Origin of the sequence: Herbaspirillum rubrisubalbicans, from assembly GCF_003719195.1 — a bacterium.
Taxonomy (GTDB): domain Bacteria; phylum Pseudomonadota; class Gammaproteobacteria; order Burkholderiales; family Burkholderiaceae_D; genus Herbaspirillum; species Herbaspirillum rubrisubalbicans.
The window spans coordinates 3,455,874-3,481,298 of record NZ_CP024996.1; the positions used below are offsets into that span (position 1 = coordinate 3,455,874).

Here is a 25,425-nt window from a genome sequence, read left to right on the forward strand (position 1 = left end):
TTTCCCCTTCCTGGGTCGGCGCAGCAGGCTGACGCTATCTGCACCAAGGCTGACGTTTTCTGCACCATGGGCGGCCGCCCGCTCTCCTAAGATGAGCGCTCCTCAACCTTTACTGGAGCGCTCTCATGTCCTTTCCCCGCCATCTCCTCACCACGCTGGCCCTGACGTTTTCTGCACTGTCGGCCCATGCGGCCGAGTTCACCCTCACCAGCAGCGACATCCAGGAAGGCCAATCGCTGTCGATCTCGGAGGTATTCAATGGCTTCGGCTGCATGGGACTGAATCGCTCGCCGCAATTGTCCTGGTCGGGCGCGCCGGACGGTACCAAGAGCTTCGCCGTGACCGTCTATGACCCCGACGCTCCTACCGGCAGCGGCTGGTGGCATTGGACCGTCTTCAATCTCCCGGCCTCGGTGCGCAGCCTGCCGGGTGGCATCAATGCCCAGGGTCAGGGCTTGCCGGCCGGCGCCATCCAGGGGCGTACCGATTTCGGCAGCAGCGGCTTTGGTGGGGCCTGCCCACCCGAAGGAGATAAGCCGCATCGCTACCAATTCATCGTATGGGCGCTGAAAACCGAAAAGTTACCACTGGATGCGCAAGCCAGCGGTGCTATGCTCGGCTTCCTGTTGAATGCCTCCGCGCTCGGCCAGGCCAAACTCACCGCCTACTACGGCCGCGAAAAGAACCATGCAAAATGAGATCACCATCCTGCCCTTCGCCCATGGCCCCCGCCCCACGCTGACCCGCATCCGCGCCCGCCACGAACAGCAACTGCGCCAGGTCTTCATCGGCCAGGCCAGCATCTGCCATGTGCGCCAGGGCAAGAAGCGGGTGCAATGGGGCAAGCGCCACCTGCTATGCGGGCAGGATTGCCTATTGCTCATCGCGCCCGGCACGCAGATCAATGTGGCCAACCTGCCGCGCGCAGGGGAATATGCGGCCGACATGGTGTCGCTGCCGCCGACGCTGATCGACCGCTTCCGCCTGCACTATCCCGGCCAGGGGGTGCCGGCGCGCGAGGCCGGCGCCATCAGCAGCATCAGTAGCGTCACGCAGGAAGCCGACCTGCTGCGCGCCTGGCGCCATCTGCTGGAGTGCCTCCGTGATGAGGCCGCCCTGCCCTTGCAATGCCAGGCCGCCGAAGGCCTGTTGCTGGCCCTGAGCCTGGCCGGCGCCATGGGTGGCCTGCTGCGCGAGCGCGGCGACGCCATCAGCCATCACATCGAACAGCACCTGCTGATGCTGCCGCCCGAAGAGCGCAGCCTGGAACGGGTGGCCGATGCCTTCCATTGCAGCGTCTCCACGCTGCGTCGGCGGCTGGCGCGCGAACAGACCGGTTTTCGCGAACTGCTGGACAAGGTGCAACTGGGACTGGCGCTGGAACAATTGCAGGCGTCCTCGCTGCCCATCGCCGACATCGCCGCCACCTGCGGCTACGATTCAGCCTCGCGCTTTGCGATGCGTTTTCGCCAGCATTACGGGATCAGTCCCAGCGAACTGCGCCAGACCCTGCCTTGAAGCCACCCTCGCGCCCCGTGGCGCGATGGTCTGCCAATGATGAACCGCAGCCCGGCGAGGTTACAATGTGGCCCTTATTCCCTGCCCTGCCCCTGCTGCCTCATGACCGACTACCTGGACATCTTCTACCGCCTGCTCTTGGCCATGCTCATCGGCTGCGCCATCGGCATCGACCGCAACCTGCGCGGCAAGCCCACCGGCGTGAAGACCCTGGGACTGGTGGGGCTGGGCTCGGCCCTGGTCACGCTGGCGGCGATGAATTTCGCGTTGGACGCAGCCGACCACAGCCGCGACGCCATCAGCCGTGCCATCCAGGGCGTCATCACCGGCATCGGTTTTCTCGGGGCCGGCGTCATCGTCCATGAGCAGCGCAGCGAAAAGGTGCGCGGGCTGACCACAGCCGCCTCGATCTGGGTCACCGCCGCAGTGGGCATCGTCTGCGGCGCGGGTTGGTGGCGCGTGGCGCTCATGGCCAGCGGCCTGATCGTGGTCCTGTTCATGGTGGGCCGGCCACTGGAGCATTTCCTGCATCGGCAATGGCTGCGCAAGACCGAAGATGAACGTGCTGACATCAGTGCTCGCGAAGAAGACTGATTTCCGCACCATGCGTGAAGATTCCTTCCACGCTGCCCCCTGCACCGCCTCGATGCACTGCACCACGAACGCGCAAGCTGCACTGCAATACATCACGCGATGATATATAGCGGGGCTCCTTGCGACCTCGCCTCTTCCTTCCTGACCTCAGCCTTGCGCCCGCCAACCCAGTGCAGGCAAGGCTTTTCCCGCAGTCCCACGGCCTGGCACGACCTTTGCTCATTGTCCATCAGGATCAAGGACGATCCCCCCTATTCAATGCCGATCTAACGATGGATCTGCAACACACGGACAACGGCGTCCGCTTGGACCGAGGCTCTGCCTTGGCGTCAAGCGGACGCCTTTTTGTTTTCTAGAGGACCGAGATGAGCAAATCCAATCGTATCGAGCTGTTCTCCCTGCGCACGCCCCAGATGCGCACCTTCCACCTGACCTGGCTGGCCTTCTTCGTCTGCTTCTTCGCCTGGTTCGCCTGCGCGCCGTTGATGCCGGTGATCAAGGGCGAATTCCACCTCACCCCCGGTCAGATCGCCAACATCAACATCGCCGCGGTGGCCGTGACCATCCTGGTGCGCCTGATCATCGGCCCCATGTGCGACCGCTTCGGCCCGCGCAAGGCCTATACCGGCCTGCTGCTGGTGGGTGCGGTGCCGGTCATCGGCGTGGCCTTCGCCCAGAGCTACGAGAGCTTCCTGTTCTTCCGCCTCTTGATCGGTGCGGTCGGTGCCAGCTTCGTCATTACCCAATACCACACCTCGGTCATGTTCGCCCCCAACGTGGTGGGCACCGCCAACGCCGCCACGGCCGGCTGGGGCAATGCCGGCGGCGGCGTGGCGCAAGGCGTGATGCCGCTGCTCATGGCAGCCATGCTGATGCTGGGCGTCTCGCACGCCTGGGGCTGGCGCGCGGCGCTGCTGGTGCCGGGCCTGCTGATGCTGATCATGGCCGCGCTCTACTGGCGCTTTACCCAGGACTGCCCGGAAGGCAACTATGACGACCTGCGCGCCGCCGGCGTGACCATCGAAAGCGGCAAGCGCGGTGGCTGGGCCAGCTTCCGCGCCGCCGCTGCCAACTACCGCGTGTGGATGCTCTTCATCACCTATGGCGCCTGCTTCGGCGTGGAAATCTTCATCCACAACATCGCCGCCATCTATTACGTCGAACACTTCCAGCTCTCGCTGGAGTCGGCCGGCATCGCCGCCGCCAGCTTCGGCCTGCTGGCCCTGTTCGCCCGTGCCCTGGGCGGCTTCATCTCCGACAAGGTGGCCCTCGCCGGCGGCCTGAACCGTCGCGCCACCCTGCTGTTCGTGATGATGCTGGGCGAAGGCCTGGGCCTGCTGTGGTTCGCCCATGCCGGCAGCGTGGTGGCAGCGGTCATCGCCATGCTGTGCTTTGGTCTGTTCACCCACATGGCCTGCGGCGCCACCTATGCGCTGGTGCCCTTCATCGACCGCAAAGCCTTAGGCGGCGTGGCCGGCATCATCGGTGCGGGCGGCAATGTGGGCGCGGTACTGGCGGGCTTCCTGATGAAGGGTCTGGGCAATACCCAGCAAACCCTGTCCACGCTGGGTGTGCTGGTGACGGTCTCGGCCCTGTGCGCGGTGGCCATCCGCTTTACCGCATCGGACAAGAGCGGTGACGCCGTCGTAGTAGAAAACAAAGTCGCAGCCTGAGGAGAACACCATGAAGATCATCGTCATCGGCCACGGCATGGTGGGCCACAAATTCCTGGAATGCCTGGCCGAGAGCGGCGCCGGCGACCTGCATGTCACCATCCTGTGCGAAGAACCGCGCCCGGCCTACGACCGTGTGCACCTCTCCGAATTCTTCGCCGGCAAGAGCGCCGAAGACCTGTCGCTGGTGGCGCCAGGCTTCTTCGATGCCGGCCAGAGCCCGGTGCAGTTCGACCTCAAGCTCAACGCCAAGGCCCAGGAGATCGACCTGGAACACAAGCAGGTGCGGGTCAATTTGTCTGGTGTCGAACAGATCTTGTCCTATGACAAACTGGTGCTGGCCACCGGTTCCTATCCCTTCGTGCCGACGGTGGCCGGCAACCAACGCAAGGATTGCTTCGTCTACCGCACCATCGAAGACCTGGAAGCGATGCTGGAATGCGGCAACCGCTCCAAGAGCGGCGTGGTCATCGGCGGCGGCCTGCTGGGCCTGGAATGCGCCAAGGCCTTGCGCGACCTGAAGCTGGAAACCCATGTGGTGGAATTCGCGCCGCGCCTGATGGCCGTGCAGGTCGATGACAGCGGCGGCCGCATCCTGCGCCAGAAGATCGAAGAACTGGGCGTGACCGCCCACACGCAAAAGAACACGGTCGAGATCGTCGATGGCAAGCAGCACACCCATCGCATGAACTTCGAGGATGGCTCGCACCTGGAAACCGACATGATCGTCTTCTCCGCCGGCATCCGCCCGCGTGACGAACTGGCGCGCCATGCCGGCCTGAAGGTGGGTGAGCGTGGCGGCATCGTCATCGACAATTGCTGCCTCACCTCGGACGCTGCGGTCTATGCCATCGGTGAATGCGCACTGTGGAATGGCAAGATCTTCGGCCTGGTCGCGCCCGGCTACGACATGGCCCGCACCGCTGCCAAGCACCTGCTGTCGCACCGTGACGACGCCATCGAGGTACCGCAATTCAACGGCGCCGACATGAGCACCAAGCTGAAACTGATGGGCGTGGACGTAGCCAGCATTGGCGATGCGCATGGCAAGGAGGCTGGCAGCCGTTCGTATCAGTTCACCGATGAACGCAAGCAGATCTACAAGAAGATCGTGGTTTCCGAATCCGGCAAGCACCTGCTGGGCGCGGTGATGGTGGGCGATGCCGCTGAATACGGCACCCTGCTGCAGATGATGCTCAACAAGATCGAGCTGCCGGAGTCGCCGGAATTCCTGATCCTGCCGCAATCCGATGGCAAGGCCAAACCGGGTCTGGGTGTGGATGCGCTCCCGGAATCCGCACAGATCTGCTCCTGCAACAACGTCTCCAAGGGCCAGCTGTGCGCGGCGGTGGCCTCGGGCGTCACGAATATCGGCGATCTGAAGGCTTGTACCAAGGCCGGTACCGCCTGCGGCGGCTGCGTGCCGCTGGTCACCCAGGTGATGAAGGCCGAGATGAAGAAACAGGGCTTGGCCGTCAACAACCATGTGTGCGAGCACTTCCCCTACTCGCGCCAGGAAATCCACCACCTGGTGCGCGTGGGCCAGATCAAGAGCTTCGATGAACTGCTGGCCAAGCATGGCAAGGGACTAGGCTGTGACATCTGCAAGCCGATGGTGGCCAATGTGCTGGCATCGCTGTGGAACGACTTCGTGCTCAAGAAGGAACATGCCGGCCTGCAGGATTCCAACGACTACTTCCTCGGCAACATCCAGAAGGATGGCACCTACTCGGTGGTGCCGCGCATGGCCGGTGGCGAAGTCACCCCCGATGGTCTGATCGCGGTGGGCCAGATCGCCAAGAAATATGGCCTCTACACCAAGATCACCGGTGGCCAGCGGGTGGACCTGTTCGGTGCCCGCGTGGACCAGTTGCCCGATATCTGGGAAGCCCTGATCGCCGCCGGCTTTGAAACCGGCCACGCCTACGGCAAGTCGCTGCGCACCGTCAAATCCTGCGTCGGCTCGACCTGGTGCCGCTATGGCGTGGGTGATAGCGTGGGCTTCGCAGTGCGCCTGGAAAACCGCTACAAGGGCTTGCGCTCGCCGCACAAGATCAAGTTCGGCGTCTCCGGCTGCACCCGTGAATGCGCCGAAGCGCAAGGCAAGGACGTGGGCATCATCGCCACCGACAAGGGCTGGAACCTCTACGTCTGCGGCAATGGCGGCATGAAGCCCCGTCATGCGGAACTGATCGCCTCCGACCTGGATGAAGCCACGCTGACCCGTTACGTGGACCGCTTCCTGATGTTCTACGTGCGCACCGCCGACCGCCTGCAACGCACCAGCACCTGGCGCGAAAACCTCGAAGGTGGGCTGGCGTACCTCAAGAGCGTGGTCATCGATGACAAGCTGGGCATCGCCGCCGAACTGGAAACCGAAATGCAGCGCGTGGTCGATACCTACGAATGCGAATGGAAGAAGGCCGTCACCGACCCTGAAACCCGCAAGCGCTTCCGCCACTTCGTCAACAGCAAGGCCGCCGATGGCAACATCCAGTTCGTCGAGGAACGCGGACAGATCCGGCCGGCCACCGTGGCCGAGAAGAAGCTGCTGGAAATCCCGGTCGTCGTCGAGACGGTCTGAACCAAGGACGGTACAAGGGACCGATAAGGAACCGATAAGGAACCCATCATGCACAGCGACCAACAAATCAAGCACTGGACCCCGATCTGCGAACTGGCCGAGATCGTCCCCAACACCGGCGTGGCCGCCCTGGTGGGCGACCAGCAGGTGGCGGTGTTCCACGTCATCGACAGTACCTCCGGCACGCCGCAGGCGCGCGTGTTCGCCATCGGCAACTATGATCCCAACGCCCAGGCGGCCGTGCTCTCGCGCGGCCTGGTGGGCAACCTGGGGGAACGCATCGTGGTAGCCTCACCCATCTACAAGCATCACTTCGACCTGACCACCGGCCACTGCCTGGAAGAACCCGCCAACTCGGTACCGGCCTGGCCGGCGCGCATTGCCGAGGGCAAAGTCTGGATCGGTGGCTGACATGCAGACCAGCGCCGACAAGGATCAAGCCAAGCCATCACTGGTGGTGGTCGGCAATGGCATGGCTGCCATGCGCACGGTGGAGGAATTGCTCAAGCTCGCACCGGACCTGTATGACATCACCGTCTTCGGCGCCGAGCCGCACGGCAACTACAACCGCATCATGCTCTCGCCGGTACTGGCCGGCGACAAGAGCATCGATGACATCATGCTCAACCCGCGCGCCTGGTACCAGGAGAACGGCATCACCCTGCACGCCGGCGACCCGGTGATCCACATCGACCGCCGCCTGCGCAGCGTCCATGCCAAGTCCGGCCTGAGCGTGAAGTATGACCGCCTGTTGCTGGCCACCGGTTCCACGCCTTTCATCATCCCGGTGCCGGGCCATCAATTGCCGGGCGTGATCGCCTTTCGCGACATCCAGGATGTGGACACCATGCTGCAGGCCGCGCGCACGCACCGCCATGCAGTGGTCATCGGCGGCGGCCTGCTCGGGCTGGAAGCGGCCAATGGCCTGATGCGCCAGGGTATGGAGGTAACCGTGGTACACGTCACCGACACCCTGATGAACCAGCAACTGGACAAGCCCGCCGCCGAGCTGCTCAAGAAGGCACTGGAAGCCAAGGGCCTGCGCTTCCTGCTCAACGCCCACACCGAAGAAATCATCGGCCCGGATCGCGTCACCGCCGTGCGCTTCAAGGATGGCAGCCGCATTCCTGCCGATCTGGTGGTGATGACCGCCGGCGTGCGTCCCAACATCGCCCTGGCCAAGTCGGCCGGCCTGCATTGCGAACGCGCCATCATCGTCGATGACACCCTGCAGACCTACGATCCGCGCATCTATGCCGTGGGCGAATGCGTGCAGCATCGCCAGGCCACCTTCGGCCTGGTCGCACCGATCTGGGACCAGGCCCGGGTATGCGGCGCGCATCTGGCCGGCGCCGGTCATCGGCGTTACGTACAGCAGGCCACGGCCACCAAGCTGAAGGTCACCGGCGTGGACCTGTATTCGGCCGGCGACTTCATCGGCGGCGACGATACCGAAGACCTGGTGGTGCGCGATCCGCGCCGCGGCATCTACAAGCGCCTGGTCCTGCGCGGCTCACGCCTGGTGGGTGCGGTACTGTATGGTGACGTCAAGGATGGGCCGTGGTATTTCGACCTGATCCAGAGTGGACGCGACATCAGCGCCTTCCGCCGCGAACTGCCGTTCGGCCAGGCCATGTGCCAGCAGGCGGCCTGAACATTGCGGCTTACGGCAATTAGTAACAGAGGATACCAATGAATCTTTCCCAGACCCCGCTGGCCCTGACGGTGGCGACCACCCGCAGCACCTGTCCCTACTGTGGCGTGGGTTGCGGCGTCACGGCCTCGATGCAGCAAGATGGCAGCCTGGGCATCAAGGGCGATGAGCAGCACCCGGCCAACTTCGGCCGCCTGTGCGTCAAAGGCTCGGCCCTCGGTGAAACCGTCGACCTGGAAGGCCGCCTGCTGCATCCGCAAGTGCGCGATGCGCAAGGGGCCTTGCAGCAGGTATCCTGGGACGTAGCGCTGGAGCAGGTCGCCGGCAAGTTCTCCAGCATCATCGCCGAACACGGCCCAAACGCAGTGGCGCTGTATGTCTCGGGGCAATTGCTGACCGAGGACTACTACATCGCCAACAAGCTCATGAAGGGCTATATCGGTAGCGCTAACATCGATACCAATTCGCGCCTGTGCATGTCCTCGGCGGTGGCCGGCCACAAGCGCGCCTTCGGTGAAGACCTGGTCCCGGTCTGCTATGAAGACCTGGAACTGGCCGACCTGATCGTCCTGGTCGGCGCCAACGCCGCCTGGTGCCATCCCATCCTGTTCCAGCGCATCGCCAAGCTGAAGGAAACCCGCCCGGCCCTGCGCCTGATCGTGATCGACCCGCGCCGCACCGCCACCTGCGAACTGGCCGACCTGCACCTGCCGATCAAGGCCGGCACCGATGTCTGGCTCTTCAATGGCTTGATGAGCTACCTGGCCCATCGTGGCCTGCGCGACAACGCCTTCATCGCCGCCCATACCAACGGCTTTGACGAAGCCCTGGCGGTGGCCGACGCCGACTGCGCCGATCCCGCCACGGTAGCGCGCCTGTGCAAGGTCGATCTGCAAGACTTGCTGGCTTTCTACCAAGCCTTCGCCGAGACCGATAAAGTGGTCACCGGATTCTCGATGGGCGTGAACCAATCCTCGGTGGGCAGCGACAAGGTCAACAGCATCATCAACTGCCACCTGGCCACCGGCCGCATCGGCAAGCCCGGCATGGGGCCGTTTTCCATCACCGGCCAGCCCAATGCCATGGGCGGACGCGAAGTCGGCGGCCTGGCCAACATGCTGGCCGCCCATATGGACCTGGAGCAGCCGCTGCATCGCGAGATCGTGCAGGAGTTCTGGCAATCGCCGCGCATGGCCGACCAGCCCGGCCTGAAGGCGGTGGACATGTTCCGCGCCATCGAAGAGGGCCGCATCAAGGCGGTATGGATCATCGCCACCAATCCGCTGGTCAGCCTGCCGGACGCGGACCTGGTGCAGCGCGCCTTGCAGAAGTGCGAGCTGGTGGTGTCCTCGGATGTGATCGCCCAGACCGATACCAATGCCTACGCCCACGTCTTGCTGCCGGCACTGGCCTGGGGCGAGAAGGATGGCACGGTCACCAATTCCGAACGCCGCATCTCGCGCCAGCGCGCCTTCCTCAGCGCCCCCGGCCAAGCGCGTGGCGACTGGCGCATCCTCTGCGAGGTAGCACAGCGCATGGGATTTACCGGCTTCGACTTCGACGGCCCCCATGCGATCTTCGACGAACATGCGCGCCTGTCGGCCTATCGCAATGGCCAGGCCGATGCCGGCCAGGTGCGCCGGGTCTTCAACCTGGCCGGCCTGACCGGCCTGGACCGGCCCGGCTACGATGCGCTGGCGCCGATCCAGTGGCCGGTGCAGCGATTGTCCGATGGCAGCATCAACGGCACCGCACGGGTACTACAAGACCTGCGCTTCAGCCACCCCGATGGCCGCGCCCGCTTCATCCCGACCGCGCCGCGCAGCCCCGGCCATGCCCCGTGCGAAGACTACCCGCTGATCCTCAACACCGGCCGCGTGCGCGACCACTGGCACACCATGACGCGCACCGGCAAATCGGCCACCCTGGCCAGCCACATCCCCGAATCCTTCATCGACATCCACCCACAGGACGCCCTGCTCTACGGCGTGCGCGAAGGCGGCCTGGCGCGCATCAGCAGCCGCTGGGGAGCGATGGTGGCGCGCGTCCAGCATGGTGGCGGCATCCCGCGCGGTGCACTATTCGTGCCGATTCACTGGAATGGACAATCGGCCTCGGACGCCCGCGTGGGCGCGGTGGTCAATCCGGTGGTCGACCCGGTCTCGGGCGAACCCGAGTTCAAGCACACCCCGGTGGCCATCGAAGAATTCCGCGTGGGCTGGCATGGCTTCATCCTCACGCGTCATGCGCTGGCGCTGGACGACATCACGCACTGGACGCGGGTGCAGGGGCGCGACTTCGTGCGCTATGAACTGGCTGGACGCAACCACATCAACGACCACACCGCCTGGGCGCGGGCCTTGCTGGGCGTGCAGGATGCCGATGCCGACTGGCTGGAATATGAAGACTTGAGCGACGGCAGCTATCGCGCCGTACACGTGGTTGAGGATCGCATCGACATGTGCCTCTTCATGTCCGCCCGCCCCGACCTGCCCTCGCGCTCCTGGCTGGCCGGCCTGTTCGCCAAGGACAAGCTGGAGGATGCCGACCGTGTCGGCCTGCTGGTAGGCCAGCCCATCGAAAAAGGCGCCGACACCGGCCCGACGGTCTGCTCCTGCTTTGGCGTGGGCCGCAACACCATCTGCCGAGCCATCAAGGAGCAAGGCTTGCAGGAAGTGAGCCAGGTCACGGCTTGCCTGAAGGCGGGCGGCAATTGTGGCTCATGCGTGCCGGAAATCAAGAAACTGCTGGTCGAGATCAAGGTATTGGCAGCGGCCGAAGAGCGGGAGGATGTGCAGGCTTGATGAAGCGAAAAGGAGCAAAAGAAAGCAAATTACGGTTGCAGTTGACCGTTTGCAATCAATGCTGCTATTATCTCGCTTCTCGGAGTGTAGCGCAGCCCGGTAGCGCACCTGGTTTGGGACCAGGGGGTCCAAGGTTCGAATCCTTGTACTCCGACCACTCATGAAAAACGGGCTGTCGTGGACAGCCCGTTTTCTTTTTCTGGATCGTTGGCAGTAGCGCATCAGCGCAGCATCACACCGCCAGCCACGCCGAACTGCCCTTAGCTCAACTGGATAGAGCAATGGCCTTCTAAGCCATAGGTCGGGGGTTCGAGTCCCTCAGGGCAGGCCAGTTCCTTTACGTACGACCACCTTTCTCACTGCGGCTGTTGGATTGCCAACGGCTCAACAATCAAGCCTCGCTCCTCTACACAAACGCACAAACGCGCTTGCGTTTTCTCCGTTCCGAAACAAGCAAGCTAGAGGCCTTGTCGGTCAAAAATTGGGCCACCACGGAACCAAGATAAGGCAAGGGGGTCTTCGTCGTTATGAGTTTAATTGCCTAGCTGAAGTACGCGGTTAGTTCGATGTTGATTCAACCATCACTACTATCTTCAAACTGACCACGGGATAGCCATCACTCCTTAGCTTATTCGGACATCAACGACACCAAAAATGACAAAAGCCTCTGATTCGGTTAAGGCAGGGACAAACACTACTAAGGATTCTTGCGTAGAGGTTCAATGTAATTGCGACACGATGTGGTCGCTGGTCCAGCAGCAATGCACCAAGCGCCTTTGCAAACTTCATGGGCGCAACGAGGGAAGACTTTTGGCAAAGTTTAATGTCCGAGCCCGACGAATTGCCGCCACATATGCGCGTTTCTATCTGGAAATGGAGCAAGGACAAAAAGAAGAATTCAAAGGACGTTTTTATTGGATGGCATTGGGGGCTTTTGCGAGCAAGACTGTCGCATGCTCGCTCGAATTGCTGCGGGTACAGTTGCTGCCACCAGTAGTAGATGGCCTGGGCAAAGGAAACTTCTGGCTCTTCCAAGATATTGCGGGATGGCATTGGTATTACACGCAGTTCAATCCATCGGTATCACCCTGTTTTGAAAAACGGGATTCGTCCGCTTATGTTTCGGCTGTCAAAGCTCAAATGGAACATTTTCCGTGGCACAAAGAGGCCCTCAATAAAATCAATAATATGAGGATCTCGCCTCACATTCGTAAAGCATTTGAAAGCGTCAGACAATTTGAATCGACAGAAAATGCCAAGAAAAAGCTGACTATCCAAATGGATAACTTATTGGCAATCGCTGATCACGAACAACGCATTATTTTGCAACCGCTCATTTACGCAGATCCCTGCTTTTCCGGGTGGGTCAAGACCCAGCGCTCAGTCTGGGTGAGTTGGGCGAGCCCGGAATTAAGCTTAGCTTTTACCTGTGCATGTGACACAAAAGAGGCTCACCATAAATCTATCGCTCCAAAGGAAACGGAACTGGAGGACGAAGGAAGTCGGATGGCGTGGATCACAAAGGCAGCAAAAACATTTCATTTATTGATGCAGCGGGAAGCAGACTTCATGGAAGAACAGTTACAGGCGATAGCTACCTGGAGCACCATGGAAGATCCAGAGCCTCCCATCTTTACGCCTCCCAAGCTTCAACGTTGACATACGATGAACAATAAATATCGAAAGCTTCTGGTTTCCATTTTCCTGCTGGTCTTGCCTATGTTAGGGCAAGCTCAAAATCGTGATCAACATACTGCTACCGTGATTACAATCCAAAACAACTCAAGTCCAGAAGCCCTACTGAAGCAAGCCCCGTCTGCCGTGAAGGTCGTGACGCGACCACCGGGGGTCAACTTTTATTCCATTGACTGGAGCACCAGCAGCCTTGGCAAGGTCATCATTGAACAGGGCAAGAAATCCATTGAAGTGCCGCATGTCCGATCCCTGCAAGGCGCGGATGATCGCTGGTTCCCCGAAGAAAACATCACCGAATGGGAAATCTATGCAGACATCTCGGCGCTGCCACAGATCAGCCATGACGAGGCCAGAAAAACGATTTATGCATTCCTGCAGAACATCGCAGCCAAGGGATGGGAGCCCCTCATCGACCTTGACGACCCACGGATGACCGGAAAGGATCGTTTCGATTACGTCATCCATCAGTCACCCAGTAGTGGACTCAATATCGATTACGAACCTAGCCTGCAAGAGTGGATGAAATTGGAAGACATGAGTCACTGGTCCTTCCATGGGGATGACGCCTTCCTCACCGTAACCATGCGTCGCGCACAGGAAAAAATGAACGTCAACCAGCCTGGCGCTTATCTGCTGGTCATCACCTTGACAGGCGATAAAGAAGGTTTCCGTGCTTACGTTAAACCCAAGGAACGAAAAAACTGGCGAACTGTACTCCCAGCCGCGTTGAAGCAATTGCAACAGCAGCGTGCTGATCGCGAGGCAGAGGCTGTTTCCCGCGGAATCAAGATCAACAAGCAATATCGCGACCCCCAACCTCCGACTCCCTGACTGTTTGTTGTCGGACGAGAGCTAAGAAACTGACGATTTTCGTCAGCCAGGCAGTCGGCTCATGATCTATTCGATTACAGGTTACTGCCGCAGGACATACTTCATTGGAAGCCGAACGCAGTAACGATCCGCCTCAGTCAGGCATTTGCCATACCACTACCGCCCCCCTTAAAATGCCCTGCGCAGAAGACATCATGTTCGCCTGCTTGTCTTCTCCGTAACGCCTGAATACATCAACAACTAGGGGAAACAAAAATGAAAATTGCACTTTCCGTATCTGCGTTAGCGTTGATCCTCACCGGCTGCGCCTCGACCCAATCGGGCAATGCCAATCCCGAACTCTCGGTGACCGGACCTGGCGAGACCCAGGTGTGCAAGCCCACCACCGGAAAAGAAATCGCCGCCTTGTTCGACCGCTGGAATCAGTCGCTGCAAACACTCAAGCCCGAAGCCGTCGCCGCCAACTATGCACCGCGCTCGCTGCTGTTGCCGACCGTGTCCAACAAACCGCGTTTTACCAACGAAGAACGTATCGATTACTTCGAACACTTCCTGCATAACAAACCGGTGGGCAAGATCGATATGCGCTGGCTGTCGATCGGCTGCAACACCGCCATCGATGCCGGTCTCTACAGCTTCACCTACGGCACCACCGGCAAGGTGGTTCATGCCCGCTACACCTTCACCTATGAATGGGATGGCAAGCAGTGGCTCATCAGCAGCCACCACTCCTCGGCCATGCCGGAAGTCATGCCGCATTGATCGTTGGCGTGGAGCAAACCCGACGGTTCTGATCCACGCTGACGATGAAAACAACAAGGGCGCAGAGATGCGCCCTTGTTGCATATAGGGAATGGCCACTCCGCACCCCAAACGTCAATCCAACGAATAAAGGCTTTACGAGCCAAAGGCTTGGGTTCGATTTCCGAAGCGCTCATAGGACAGACATCCGATAACAGTCATCAACGGATGCAAGTTCAAGACCTTGAATACGTTAAGGGGGCGTCAAATTACGGGCCGTCGCCCCATTTCTCAACGGATCATCAGAACTTCACTCCACACATCAACGACCCGGAAAAATTGTTTGTGCGACTCAGATAGCTGTGATGAGATATATTTCCAATGCCCTGACAAAGGACATACCTAGCCTATCGGCCTACACAGCAATTCGACGAACAGCAGACAAAAATGAATAAACGTCTAGCGATGCAGTTTTTAAGGCAGAACATCGAAAACCTTGCCACAACTAGGTCTAGGGCACTAATTTCGATTTTTTCAGAAGGCAGAAGAGGGCGATTCGATGGCATTGGCACCGCCTTCCTTCTTTCCGTGGGAGACGAAAATATATTTCTTATTACGGCTCTACATGTCCTTGATGACGCCCAAAACGGGTACACGTTCGGCATTGTGAATGAAAAGGTTTTCGACCTCCGGGAGTTATCATTTTTCACCGATAAGTCACGAGATTTGGCCTGTGCCCGTTTAACTGGAACGTGGCTACGTAAGCACCACATTGAATGTGCGCAGTGCATTCACTTTGGAGCAGAGCCGTTTATGACACGTTTAGGTATGTATGCCATGCTGGGATTTCCAGCAACAAAGAAAAACAGATTCTCGATACGTAACAAGCGACCCGAGATAGAACGAACAAGGGCTCTCCTTACAGGTTTTATCGATCAAGAAAAAGCAAGATCATCCGACGGAAGTTACTGGCTTCCTCTTGAACACAATCGAAAAAAACTTACCGATACATCGGGAGTCCGGCGGGGTGGGCACCCCGAACTCCATGGTTTCAGTGGAGGCCCTGTATTAAAAGCTTCATGGAGGCCCATCTTATTTCCCCATGCGGTTGGATCTTCAATGGTCCTTGATCTAGAACTGATTGGAATGGTAAGTCACAAACGAAAACTGGGCTTAAAAAGCGGCCACCAACCAAAAATTCAAAAAAGCGTTATGACTCTCCGAGCCTCAGAAATTGAAAAATTTATTGTCCGGACGTTTCTCGTAACGTGAACGGATAAATAAACTCAGGGAATATGCAAGCGTCATGATCGGCTCTCCCTGGCGTGATATGGTCGCTGCAAAATGCCTTCCCCAACGTGGGAGCAGGAACCATACCGCAACTAAAGATCACCGGGTTTTAAATATCATGACCGAAACTGACCATCCAAAAAAATTAATATAAATAATTTATAAAATCGATATAAAAGCAAGGCAGGCGCCACCATCAGCGGCGCCTGCCCCGGCCCACCGAGGTCAGGCCGGCAGCGCCAATACCTCACGCTGCGCAATGGCTGTGCCGCGCTCCGCCACCTGTCCCGCACTCCCTTCGCCAATCAGTGGCGTCTGACGCTCCAGCCGGAACACGCCGACTGCCTGCGCCAGGTTCACCGCCTGTTCGCGCAGCGACTGCGAGGCCGCTGCCGCCTGCTCCACCAAGGCCGCATTCTGCTGCGTGGCCTGGTCCATCATGCCGATGGCCTGGTTAACCTGGACGATGCCGTCGCTCTGTTCGGCGCTGGCGGCAGTGATGTCGCCGACGATGTCGGTGACCCGACGCACACTCTCGACCACCTGCTGCATCGTGCTGCCCGCCTGCGCGACCAGGCGGCTGCCGCTTTCGACCTTACAGACGGAGTCGTCGATGAGTTCCTTGATTTCCTTGGCGGCGGCCGCCGAGCGCTGGGCCAGGGAACGCACTTCCGAGGCCACCACGGCAAAGCCGCGTCCCTGCTCGCCAGCGCGGGCGGCTTCCACCGCGGCGTTCAGCGCCAGGATGTTGGTCTGGAAGGCGATGCCATCGATGACGCTGATGATGTCCACGATCTTGAGCGAGGAAGCATTGATGGCAGCCATGGTCTCTACCACCTGCTGTACCGCGTGCCCGCCTTCGGTGGCTACGCTGGAAGCGGAACTGGCCAGGGTATTGGCTTCTTGGGCGTTGTCGGCGTTCTGGCGCACGGTCGAGGTGAGCTGTTCCATGGCCGAGGCGGTCTCTTCGATGGAGCCGGCCTGGGCTTCGGTGCGGGAAGACAGGTCGAGGTTGCCCGCCGCGATTTCGGCCGACGCAGTGTCGATGGTGCTGGCGCTGTTGCGCACGTTGCTGACGATGCGCACCAGGCTGTCGGTCATCTGCTGGATGGCTTGCATCAGTTGGCCCACTTCGTCATTGGCGCGGCGATGGATGCGGGTACTGAGGTCGCCAGTAGCAATGGCGCGCGCGGCCTGGATGGCTTCGCCCAGGGCGCTGGAAATGGTGCGTGAAATCACCACACTGACCATGCCCACGATGGCGCAGATGACCAGACTCATCAGCACGGCCTGGTAAAGCGCCGAGCGCAGGCTGTCTTGCGCGGTTTGCACGGCTTGCTGGCCCAATTGCTCGTTGTAACGGCGATGCGCAGCCAGGGCGTTGATGAGCTTGTCGCCGGGCGGCACCACCAGTTGCTCCACTGCTTGCAGTGCTTGTTCGGTCTTGCCTTCGGCGCCCAGGGTAAGGACGGTCTGACGGCTTTTTTCATAGTCGGCGAAGGCGTCGCGGTCGGCTTGCAGTAACTGGGCATCAGTGGCATCGGTGAGGTTTTCCTTCTGGTAGCGCTCGAAGGCGGCCAGGACTTTTTCACCTTGCAGGTTCATTGATTTTTCCAGCTTGGCACGGGTGGCGGCATCGGTGGACGCGGCATAACGCCAGATACCCACCCGTATACGGAACACCGCTTCGCCCGCATCGCCCAGCACCAGCAGGCTGGGCACGATGTTGGTCGAGGTATAGCTGGCGGCGTCGGCAATCTTGTTGCTCTGGTAGATGCTCATGCCAGTCAGACTGGCCATGCCGAGGACGACGGCAAGAAGCAGGAGACGGAGTTTATTGGTGATGGTCATGATCGGATGTCGGTAGGCATGGCCCTGCCCTTGGCACTGGATGCATGGCGTGGCGATGCGATGGTGGCAATGAAAGATGTACAAAAATTATAAGTCGGACAAAAATGATGCAAATTCACATCTGCCCACTCTTTGATACGGATCATCTTTGCGCCATTGCGGCAGGAACTGGATCAAGTCATCGCCAAAACTTAATTGCATAGCGCCAAGCGCCACCCAACAAGCCAATGCGGGAAGAAATAAGCTTAGAAAAAACGGAGACAGCCGTAGCGTATCAAGCCAACTTCTGACCCCATCTGACAGGAATCACTAGCTGTTTTGCTGTATTCAGTGAAGATCGTGATTACGCTAAAAAATAAGTTTTTTCGGTCGAGGCAGTGCGCTACCGCGCAACCTGAAGGAAGAGTAAAACGAGGAGGAAAAATGGAACAGCGGAGCCATGACAGGCTCCGCCGATAAGCAATGACAATGCAGTGATACAGACCCAGCTTACTGCTGCGCAGCCTGACGATAGATATCTGGACGGGAGATATGCCAGACGAAGTCGCCACGATTGATGGCCTCGAAACCACAGCTGGCATACAACCACGGCGCAGTAGAAGTGGTCAGCATGACGCGCCGCAGTTTCTGCAGGGTCGGGTGCTGGTTGACCGATTCGATCATCCAGCGCCCCAGGCCCTGGCCGCGCAGCTCGCCGATGACGAAGACGTCGCACAGGTAGCCGAAGGTGGCGTGATCGGTCACCACGCGGGCAAAGCCGATCTGCTCCTTGCCGCGATACAGGCCAAAGCACAGGCTATTGGCCAGGGCCGTGCGCACGGTGTTGAGATCGATGCCGGGAGACCAGCTCGAATGGGTCAGTACGTCGTGGATGAGGGGGATGTCCAGCCGGTCGGGATCGGTGTCGATGAGGAAATCATCGCGCCGCCAGATCAGGTGATGGCTCATGGTCGTTCCTTGCTTGATGGCTTGTTGTCGTAAAAAATTTGCCTTGATGCATGATGCGAAAACAGTTTAGAACGTTTCTCTTGCTCCGGTTCTCTTGGTCTAACCCCAGGCGTGGCGGGCCTCTTGGGCAGCTGACAATATCCGTGACCAGGGAACTGGCCAGGATCTGTTCACTGCCGGATTGATCGATTCCATTGATGAGATTCGTTCCGTGGCCGTTCATGATGCCACAGCAGCCCCCGTCTTGCGCAAGGCTTTCCCTCCAGCAATACCCCTCCTACCCTCGCCATCGGCCTGAAACATCGCTTGCAATTCCGTTACACCTGGCCGGGTGATCCTGGTCGAACATGGCTTCACCTTAGTGCAAGGGAAACTGCATTTTTCTTCCCCCCATTCCCCTGCACGCAATTCGGCAAGGAGAACGACGTGAACAAGACATCCCTGGCCTGGGCCGCCTGCCTGGTCTTTTCGCTGGTCTCGGGTATGCCCGCGCAAGCGCAGAGTAACGATCCCGTAGCCCCGGCCGTCTATACCCAGCAGCAACTGGACCAGATGCTGGCACCGGTGGCGCTGTATCCCGATTCGCTGTTGGCACAGGTGCTGATGGCCTCGACCTATCCGCTGGAAGTGGTGCAGGCGCAGCGTTTCGTGGAAGCGCGACCGGGCTTGCAGGGCGACGGCCTGGCGCGCGCCGTGGCGCCCATGCCTTGGGACCCGAGCGTGAAGGCGCTGGTGCAGTTTCCTTCGGTGCTGGCGATGTTGAATGATCGCCTGGACTGGATGCAGCAACTGGGTCAGGCCTTCCTGGCACAACAACCGGCCGTGATGGATACGGTGCAGAACCTGCGCGAACGGGCCCGCATTGCCGGCACCCTGGAGTCCAGCCCGCAGCAGCGCGTAGTGGTGCAAGAGGATGTCATCGAGATCGTGCCGGTCAATCCGCAGGTAGTCTATGTGCCCTATTACAACCCAACCGTGGTCTACGGTAGCTGGTGGTGGCCGTCGGCGCCGCCCTTGGTATGGGTGCCGCCGCCGCGCTATCGCCCGCCCAGCTATAGCTCGGGTTTTTCGGCCAGCATCAGCTTTAGCAGCGGCATCGGCGTCATGAGTGCCTTCTTCGGAGACGCCCGCCCCGACTGGCGCCAGCGCCAGGTGTTGGTGACCCAGACGCGCATCAACAACATCACCAATAACGTCACCAATGTGACCAACGTGAACAACACCAACGTGGTCAACAATCGCATCGTCAACAACAACGTGACGATCAACCGCAATGTGGCGTTCAATTCACGGCCGGTGGTGTGGCATCACGATGCCCGTTATGGCGGCGGACGCTTTGCCCAGCAACAGGCGCCGGTGCTGAACCCGCCTGCGCGTCCTGCGCCAGTGGCGCAGATGCAGCCACCAGCCCAGCCGCAATGGCGCGAGCATGGTCCGCAGGCACCGGTCTTCCAGCCTGGCCAGGCACATGCGCTGCCGGTAGTCGACAATGTGCAGCAGCGCCTGGCCCAGCAGGACCAGATACGCCAGCGCCAGGCCTTCGAACAGCAACGCCAGCGCGAACAGCAGGCCAATGACCAGCAGCGCCAGCGCGAGCAGATGATCCGCGATCAACAGCATCAGCGCGACCAGCAAGCCCAGCAACAGCAGGCCCAGGAGCGTCAGTGGCAGCAGCGCCAGCAGCAACTGCAGTGGCAACAACAGCATCAGCAACAGATGCAGCAACAGCACTTGCAGCAGCAACAGCGTCAGCAGGAGATGCGTCAGCAGCAGATGATGAACCAGCAGCGCGAACAGGCGCAGCGCGTGGCGATGGAGCAGGCGCGCCAACAGCACGAGCAAGCCGTGCATCGCGAGCCGCAGGCGCATCAGCCGCCGCCGCCTCAGCCGCAGCGGGAGGCGCACCCGCGCAAGGATGAGCGCAGGGATGAGCATTCCTGAGTTTTCTGAGTGTTCTTGAGCGGTGGCGAGCAGCACTCCTCGCCACGGCCCGCCCTCCCCGCATTGCCATCCGGCAAACATACGGAGAGGCGGGCCGCTTCAGTTATAATCACGGGTTTTCCAGAGCTTTCGGAACAGGCTGCGCGGCGCCTCCTCTTGCGCGCGCCGGCCGGGCCATGCCGGGTTGGATCGTCCAGCCGCGCCAGGGGCCGCGTTCCTCCGGCCTCCGACCCGACCGATCCGCCATGCAAGAACCCAGCAACGAACATCCCGACCTCGCCAGCGCCGCCGCCGATGAGGCTACCGAGGCCGGCGCCAGCCGCAAGGTCTCGACCGACCTGATCGCGCGCGAAGTCAAGCGCCGCCGTACCTTCGGCATCATCTCCCACCCCGACGCCGGTAAAACCACGCTGACCGAAAAGCTGCTGCTGTTTTCGGGTGCGATCCAGTTGGCCGGCACCGTCAAGGCGCGCAAGAGCGGCCGTCATGCGACCTCGGACTGGATGGAAATCGAAAAGCAGCGCGGCATCTCGGTGGCCAGCTCGGTGATGCAGTTCGAGTATCGCGACCACGTGGTCAACCTGCTCGACACCCCCGGCCACCAGGACTTCTCGGAAGATACCTATCGCGTGCTGACCGCCGTGGACTCGGCGCTGATGGTGATCGACGCCGCCAAGGGCGTGGAAGAACAGACCATCAAGCTGTTGAACGTGTGCCGGATGCGCAATACGCCCATCATCACCTTCATGAACAAGCTGGACCGCGAAACCCGCGATTCGCTGGAGCTGTTGGATGAGCTGGAGTCGGTGCTGAAGATCCAGTGCGCGCCGGTGACCTGGCCAATCGGTATGGGCAAGAATTTCCGCGGCGTGTATCACCTGCTGCGCGATGAGATCATGCTCTTCAAGGCCGGCGAAGAGCGCGCCAACGGCAGCGTGGAAATCATCAAGGGCATCGACAATCCCAAGCTGGCCGAGATGTTCCCGCTGGAAATCGAGCAGTTGAAGATGGAAGTGGAACTGGTGCATGGCGCCTCCCACCCCTTCAACCTGGACGACTTCCTGGCCGGCATCCAGACCCCGGTGTTCTTCGGTTCGGCCATCAACAACTTCGGCGTGCGCGAGATTCTCGATGCGCTGCTGGACTGGGCACCGGGCCCGGGCGGACGCGATGCCACCGTGCGCGAGGTCAAGCCGACCGAGGAGCCGTTCTCCGGCTTCGTCTTCAAGATCCAGGCCAACATGGACCCGGCGCACCGCGACCGCATCGCCTTCCTGCGCGTGTGCTCGGGCCGCTTCGAGCGCGGCATGAAGTTGAAACACTTGCGCCTGAATCGCGAGATCAAGGTGTCCTCGGTGGTGACCTTCATGGCCTCCAGCCGCGAGCAGGTCGAAGAAGCCTATGCCGGCGACATCATCGGCCTGCCCAACCACGGCAACATGCAGATCGGCGACAGTTTCTCCGAAGGCGAGATGCTGCAGTTCACCGGCATCCCCTACTTCGCCCCGGACTTCTTCCGCGTGGCGCGCATCCGCAATCCGCTCAAGATCAAGCAATTGCACAAGGGCTTGCAACAACTGGGCGAAGAAGGCGCGGTGCAGGTCTTCAAGCCCGTGACCGGCAGCGATCTGATCCTGGGTGCGGTGGGGGTGCTGCAGTTCGAAGTGGTGGCCAGCCGCCTGTTGAATGAATATGGCGTGGACGCGGTCTTCGAAGGTACCAGCATCAGCAGCGCGCGCTGGATCAGTTGCGACGACAAGAAGAAGCTGGCCGACTTCGAGAAGTCCTCCGCGGGCGCCAACCTGGCCATCGATGCCGCCGGCAACCTGGCCTACCTGGCCAGCTCGGGCGTGAACCTGCGCCTGACCCAGGAACGCTGGCCGGAAATCACCTTCCATGCCACCCGCGAGCACGCGGCCAAGCTGGACTGATCCTGCTGCACAGGCATTGAGCGGCCACAGGCCCGACAAGAAAAATCGCCCGACAGGCGCAAACCTGTCGGGCGATTTTTTTGTGGCGACCGCGGGGGAATTACTTGGCCTTGTTGAACGCTTCCACGCCCGCCAGGATTTCGGCGCGGGCGGCGTCCGGGCCTTCCCAGCCTTCGACCTTGACCCACTTGCCCTTTTCCAGGTCCTTGTAGTGTTCGAAGAAGTGCTTGATCTGGTTCAGGCGCAGTTCGTTGAGGTCTTCCGGCTTTTGCCAGTGGGTGTAGATCGGCAGGATCTTGTCCACCGGCACGGCCAGCAGCTTGGCGTCGATGCCCGATTCATCGGCCATCTTCAGCACGCCGATGGGACGGCAGCGCACCACCACGCCCGGGATCAGCGGGAACGGGGTGATCACCAACACGTCGACCGGGTCGCCGTCTTGCGACAGGGTCTGAGGGATGTAGCCATAGTTGCACGGATAGTGCATGGCGGTGCCCATGAAGCGGTCGACGAAGATGGCGCCGGTGTCCTTGTCCACTTCGTACTTGATCGGGTCGGCGTTCATCGGGATTTCGATGATCACGTTGAAGTCATTGGGCAGGTCGCGGCCAGCGGGGACGTTGTTCAGGCTCATGGGATTCTCACTAGGGAAAGAAACGAAAAGCGGTTTCCGGTCGGCATTGCATCAGCATTAACGCTACCTCCAATGAGCATTAGACAGTGTTTAATGCTCATATAAGGTATTACCTGACATCGGAAAGTCGCAATTATAGCGGCATTCGAGGCTTGCCCGGCATCTTGGCCGGTACAACTTACGCCAACATGACAGGGCCTCGTAACGGGCACAAAAAAGGCGGAAGGGCTCGCGCCGCTCCCGCCTTGGTCATTCATGCCGGCAACGAGTTCAGCGGATGGCCGTGGCCAGTGCGCATTGCTTGTAGTGGCCGGCCGCCTGTTCGGGTTGGTCCAGGGCTTCGTGCAACTGCGCCAGGGCCAGGTGCGATTCGCGCACGGTGCGCGGCTCGATGGCGTCCGACAGGGCTTGCTCCAGATGGCGCTGGGCCTTGCCCCACAGCTTCTGGCGCAGGCAGAACATGCCCAGCGTCAGGGCCAGTTCGGCATCCGTCGGATTCTTGGCCAGCCAGGATTCGCAATGCTCGATCTGCGACAGCAAGGCCGGTGAGCCGGCTTCGGCGGTCGAATCGCGGTAGGCGCGCAGCAAGCGGATATCCCAGTCGGCCGCCAACGCACGTTCCAGCAGGCCACGCGCCTCATCATGCAAGCCGCGGCTGGCAAAGGCCTGGGCCGCACGCACGGCGATGTAGGGCTTGAGCTTGTCGGCGCCGGGCACGCCATTCCATAGCAGGCGGATCGATTCGGCATCGTGCGAGCGATCCGACAGCAAGGCGTCGTAGGACATCTCGCGCAGGCGGTTGGACAGCGCCGGATGCAGGGCATTGCGCTTGTCCAGGGTCTGCACCAGGCGCAGCACCTCGGGCCAGTTCTTGGCTTGCTGGTTGGCCTTCAAGGCCCATTGCAAGGCCTGGATGTGGCGTGTGCCGTTGGCGTTCAATTCTTCCACGGTCTGCAGCGCCTGCTTGAAGTGGTGTTCGTCCACTTGCAATTCCAGCGCCGTCATCAGGCGTGCAGCCTTCAGCGAGGGATCGACCTCGGTGCTGGCCAGCCAGATGTCGCGGCGGTCGCCCTGGCGCATACGGTGCGCGGCGCGGGCCGCCACCAGCGCGGCGATGCCGGCGTTCTCGGGCAGGTCGGAGGCGCGCGTGGCGGACTTCTCGGCCTGGCCGAAGCGGCCTTCGAAGTAAGCTTTCAGGGCATCCCGCAGGGCCTTGTTGCTTTCGTTCTCGCGCTTGGCGCGGCGATAGGCGATCACCCGGCCCGGTAGCTTCTGGGTCAGGCGGATGGCGCGGATCACCACGTAGATCGCCACGAACAGCGCCAGTGCGGCAAAGATGAAGAAGTTCAGGGACAGGTCGATGCGGTACGGCGGATAGAACAGCACCACATTGCCCGGGTTGAAGCGCGCCAGCACGGCCAGGCCGATGGCGGACGCGAAGAGGGTCAGTAGCCAGAGCAGAATTTTCATATCAGGTTCCCGTCAGCGGCTCACGGACGGGCCTTGTAGTTGCGCACGGCATTGAGGCTTTCGGCCAGCGTGGGCAACTGGATGGAGACATTGCTGCCCTGCACTTGCTTCAACAGCGCCTGGGTGGTCTGGACCTGCTTGGCGCGGGTGTCGAAGTACTTGGCAATGGTGTCCTGGGCCGAGGCCAGGTCATTGCGGAAGGCGAACTCATTGCGCGAAAGCAAGGCCAGGCGCGCATTCAACAGACGCAGCTTGAGGTTCTCGCGCACGAAGTAAGCCTGACCCGGCGAGAGCAGGATGGCGTCCGGTGTCTGCACTTCGCGGATGCGCACCAGCTGGCGCAGTTCGGACCACATTTCGGTGCTCATGCTGTGCCAGGTTTCGCGGGCACCGGCCAGCCATTGCGACCAGGCCGAGGCTTCGGCGGGCGCAGCTTCGGCCTTGGTTTTGGCATGAGCGGCGCCGGCCTTGGTGGACTCCTTGTTGGATTCCTTTTCGGCGGCGACCCGCACCGGCTGCGGCTTGGGCTCGCTGGCCGACTCTACCGGACGCTCATCGACCAGCAGCGGCAGGCTGTCGACCTGGCCGATCACGCTGTCCAGGCGCACGGCGATGCCGGCGATGTCCACCGTGGGCAAGGCCTTCAGGCGTTCGATGTCGCGCGCAATGGCACGGCGAATGGCGATGAACTGTGCCTTGTCCGAGCGCGACAGGCTCTTGTCGGCATTTTGCAGGGCGATCAGCGCACCCTGCACGTTGCCGGCCAGCTCCAGTTGCTGGTCGGCGGTGGAGAGGACTTCCTCGATCTCGGACAGGGCCCAGTCGTCGCGGTTCTTGTTCAAGTCCTGGTACATCTGCTCCAGCGCCAGTTGCTGGCTCTGGGATTCGGCCTGCTTGCTGTCGAGCACGCTGACCTTGGCCTGCAGTTCCTTGGTACTTTCGGCCACCGACTTGAGCACGCCCTTCAATTCATTGTTGCTGTTGTCGCCGTTTTGCAGGCGCTGTGCCACTTCACTGCGCAAGTCGCGCAGTTCAGTATGCGAAACCCACCATTGCGCGCCCAGGCCGGCAATGACCAGCAGCAACACGACGGTCTGTGCGCGCTGTCGGCGGCGCAGTACGGCCGTGCCGTCTGGCGTGGTGAAGGTATAGGACGCCTGCGAGGCAGCCGCACCAGCGTTGTGGCTGGCTTGCGGCTGAGGCTCCGGCAATTGGGGGGTGGATTGCTGTTCGTTCATGGGCTGGATTGTAACGCGGCAAATTACG

19 protein-coding genes and 2 tRNA genes are annotated in these 25,425 nt (G+C 60.8%); 16 read left to right on the forward strand and 5 right to left on the reverse strand.

Annotation, left to right across the window (positions count from 1 at the left end):
- The first annotated feature begins 125 nt into the window (after positions 1–125).
- The 14 genes from RC54_RS15450 (at position 126) to RC54_RS25330 (ending at position 15,366) form a co-directional block, all read left to right on the forward strand.
- Positions 126–698, forward strand: a complete 573-nt coding sequence (locus tag RC54_RS15450; RefSeq protein ID WP_061789705.1) for a kinase inhibitor — start codon at positions 126–128, stop codon at positions 696–698.
- Positions 688–1,518: a helix-turn-helix transcriptional regulator gene (locus RC54_RS15455; protein WP_061789704.1), complete on the forward strand. Its 831-nt coding sequence runs from the start codon at positions 688–690 to the stop codon at positions 1,516–1,518. The genes RC54_RS15450 and RC54_RS15455 overlap by 11 nt, the downstream gene beginning before the upstream one ends.
- Before the next feature lie 102 nt (positions 1,519–1,620).
- On the forward strand, positions 1,621–2,112 hold the full coding sequence (locus tag RC54_RS15460) for an MgtC/SapB family protein (RefSeq protein WP_026051886.1): 492 nt from the start codon (positions 1,621–1,623) through the stop codon (positions 2,110–2,112).
- A gap of 365 nt (positions 2,113–2,477) precedes the next feature.
- Positions 2,478–3,785 (forward strand): MFS transporter, encoded by a 1,308-nt coding sequence (locus tag RC54_RS15465; protein WP_058895999.1) that lies wholly within the window; start codon positions 2,478–2,480, stop codon positions 3,783–3,785.
- A 10-nt stretch (positions 3,786–3,795) separates the two neighbouring features.
- Entirely contained in the window at positions 3,796–6,369 is a 2,574-nt protein-coding gene (nirB, locus tag RC54_RS15470) for a nitrite reductase large subunit NirB (protein WP_061789703.1), read from the forward strand.
- A gap of 48 nt (positions 6,370–6,417) precedes the next feature.
- The gene (gene nirD, locus RC54_RS15475; RefSeq protein ID WP_058896001.1) at positions 6,418–6,780 is read left to right on the forward strand and encodes a nitrite reductase small subunit NirD; all 363 of its coding nucleotides are present in this window, start codon (positions 6,418–6,420) and stop codon (positions 6,778–6,780) included.
- A 1-nt stretch (position 6,781) separates the two neighbouring features.
- Positions 6,782–8,023, forward strand: coding sequence for an NAD(P)/FAD-dependent oxidoreductase (locus RC54_RS15480; RefSeq protein WP_061789702.1), 1,242 nt, complete (start codon positions 6,782–6,784; stop codon positions 8,021–8,023).
- 38 nt (positions 8,024–8,061) lie between these two features.
- Positions 8,062–10,827, forward strand: coding sequence for a nitrate reductase (locus tag RC54_RS15485; RefSeq protein ID WP_061789701.1), 2,766 nt, complete (start codon positions 8,062–8,064; stop codon positions 10,825–10,827).
- A gap of 80 nt (positions 10,828–10,907) precedes the next feature.
- A tRNA-Pro gene (locus tag RC54_RS15490) sits at positions 10,908–10,984 on the forward strand.
- A 97-nt stretch (positions 10,985–11,081) separates the two neighbouring features.
- Positions 11,082–11,158, forward strand: a tRNA-Arg gene (locus RC54_RS15495).
- A gap of 323 nt (positions 11,159–11,481) precedes the next feature.
- The gene (locus tag RC54_RS15500) at positions 11,482–12,486 is read left to right on the forward strand and encodes a DUF2515 family protein (protein ID WP_061789700.1); all 1,005 of its coding nucleotides are present in this window, start codon (positions 11,482–11,484) and stop codon (positions 12,484–12,486) included.
- Positions 12,487–12,492: 6 nt separating this feature from the next.
- On the forward strand, positions 12,493–13,353 hold the full coding sequence (locus RC54_RS15505) for a hypothetical protein (protein WP_061789699.1): 861 nt from the start codon (positions 12,493–12,495) through the stop codon (positions 13,351–13,353).
- Between the two features lie 255 nt (positions 13,354–13,608).
- Complete coding sequence (locus tag RC54_RS15510; RefSeq protein WP_061789698.1) at positions 13,609–14,115, forward strand: DUF4440 domain-containing protein; 507 nt, start codon at positions 13,609–13,611, stop codon at positions 14,113–14,115.
- Between the two features lie 426 nt (positions 14,116–14,541).
- Complete coding sequence (locus tag RC54_RS25330; RefSeq protein ID WP_156481305.1) at positions 14,542–15,366, forward strand: hypothetical protein; 825 nt, start codon at positions 14,542–14,544, stop codon at positions 15,364–15,366.
- Positions 15,367–15,609: 243 nt separating this feature from the next.
- Here RC54_RS25330 and RC54_RS15515 read toward each other — a convergent pair whose 3' ends face one another.
- The gene (locus RC54_RS15515; RefSeq protein WP_244216355.1) at positions 15,610–17,184 is read right to left on the reverse strand and encodes a methyl-accepting chemotaxis protein; all 1,575 of its coding nucleotides are present in this window, start codon (positions 17,182–17,184) and stop codon (positions 15,610–15,612) included.
- Positions 17,185–17,724: 540 nt separating this feature from the next.
- Positions 17,725–18,183, reverse strand: a complete 459-nt coding sequence (locus RC54_RS15520) for a GNAT family N-acetyltransferase (protein WP_058896008.1) — start codon at positions 18,181–18,183, stop codon at positions 17,725–17,727.
- A 426-nt stretch (positions 18,184–18,609) separates the two neighbouring features.
- On the opposite strand from RC54_RS15520, the gene RC54_RS15525 reads away from it, so the two are divergent.
- Together RC54_RS15525 and RC54_RS15530 are read left to right on the forward strand one after the other, a co-directional pair.
- Positions 18,610–20,124, forward strand: a complete 1,515-nt coding sequence (locus tag RC54_RS15525) for a DUF3300 domain-containing protein (RefSeq protein ID WP_061789696.1) — start codon at positions 18,610–18,612, stop codon at positions 20,122–20,124.
- A gap of 245 nt (positions 20,125–20,369) precedes the next feature.
- The gene (locus tag RC54_RS15530) at positions 20,370–22,055 is read left to right on the forward strand and encodes a peptide chain release factor 3 (protein WP_058896009.1); all 1,686 of its coding nucleotides are present in this window, start codon (positions 20,370–20,372) and stop codon (positions 22,053–22,055) included.
- A 100-nt stretch (positions 22,056–22,155) separates the two neighbouring features.
- Here RC54_RS15530 and ppa read toward each other — a convergent pair whose 3' ends face one another.
- From ppa to RC54_RS15545, 3 genes are all read right to left on the reverse strand, one after another.
- A complete protein-coding gene (gene ppa, locus RC54_RS15535) occupies positions 22,156–22,689 on the reverse strand; it encodes an inorganic diphosphatase (protein WP_017450147.1) in 534 nt (177 codons plus the stop codon).
- A gap of 270 nt (positions 22,690–22,959) precedes the next feature.
- Positions 22,960–24,159, reverse strand: a complete 1,200-nt coding sequence (locus RC54_RS15540; RefSeq protein WP_061789695.1) for a heme biosynthesis protein HemY — start codon at positions 24,157–24,159, stop codon at positions 22,960–22,962.
- Positions 24,160–24,179: 20 nt separating this feature from the next.
- Complete coding sequence (locus RC54_RS15545) at positions 24,180–25,397, reverse strand: uroporphyrinogen-III C-methyltransferase (RefSeq protein ID WP_017450145.1); 1,218 nt, start codon at positions 25,395–25,397, stop codon at positions 24,180–24,182.
- Positions 25,398–25,425: the final 28 nt, after the last annotated feature.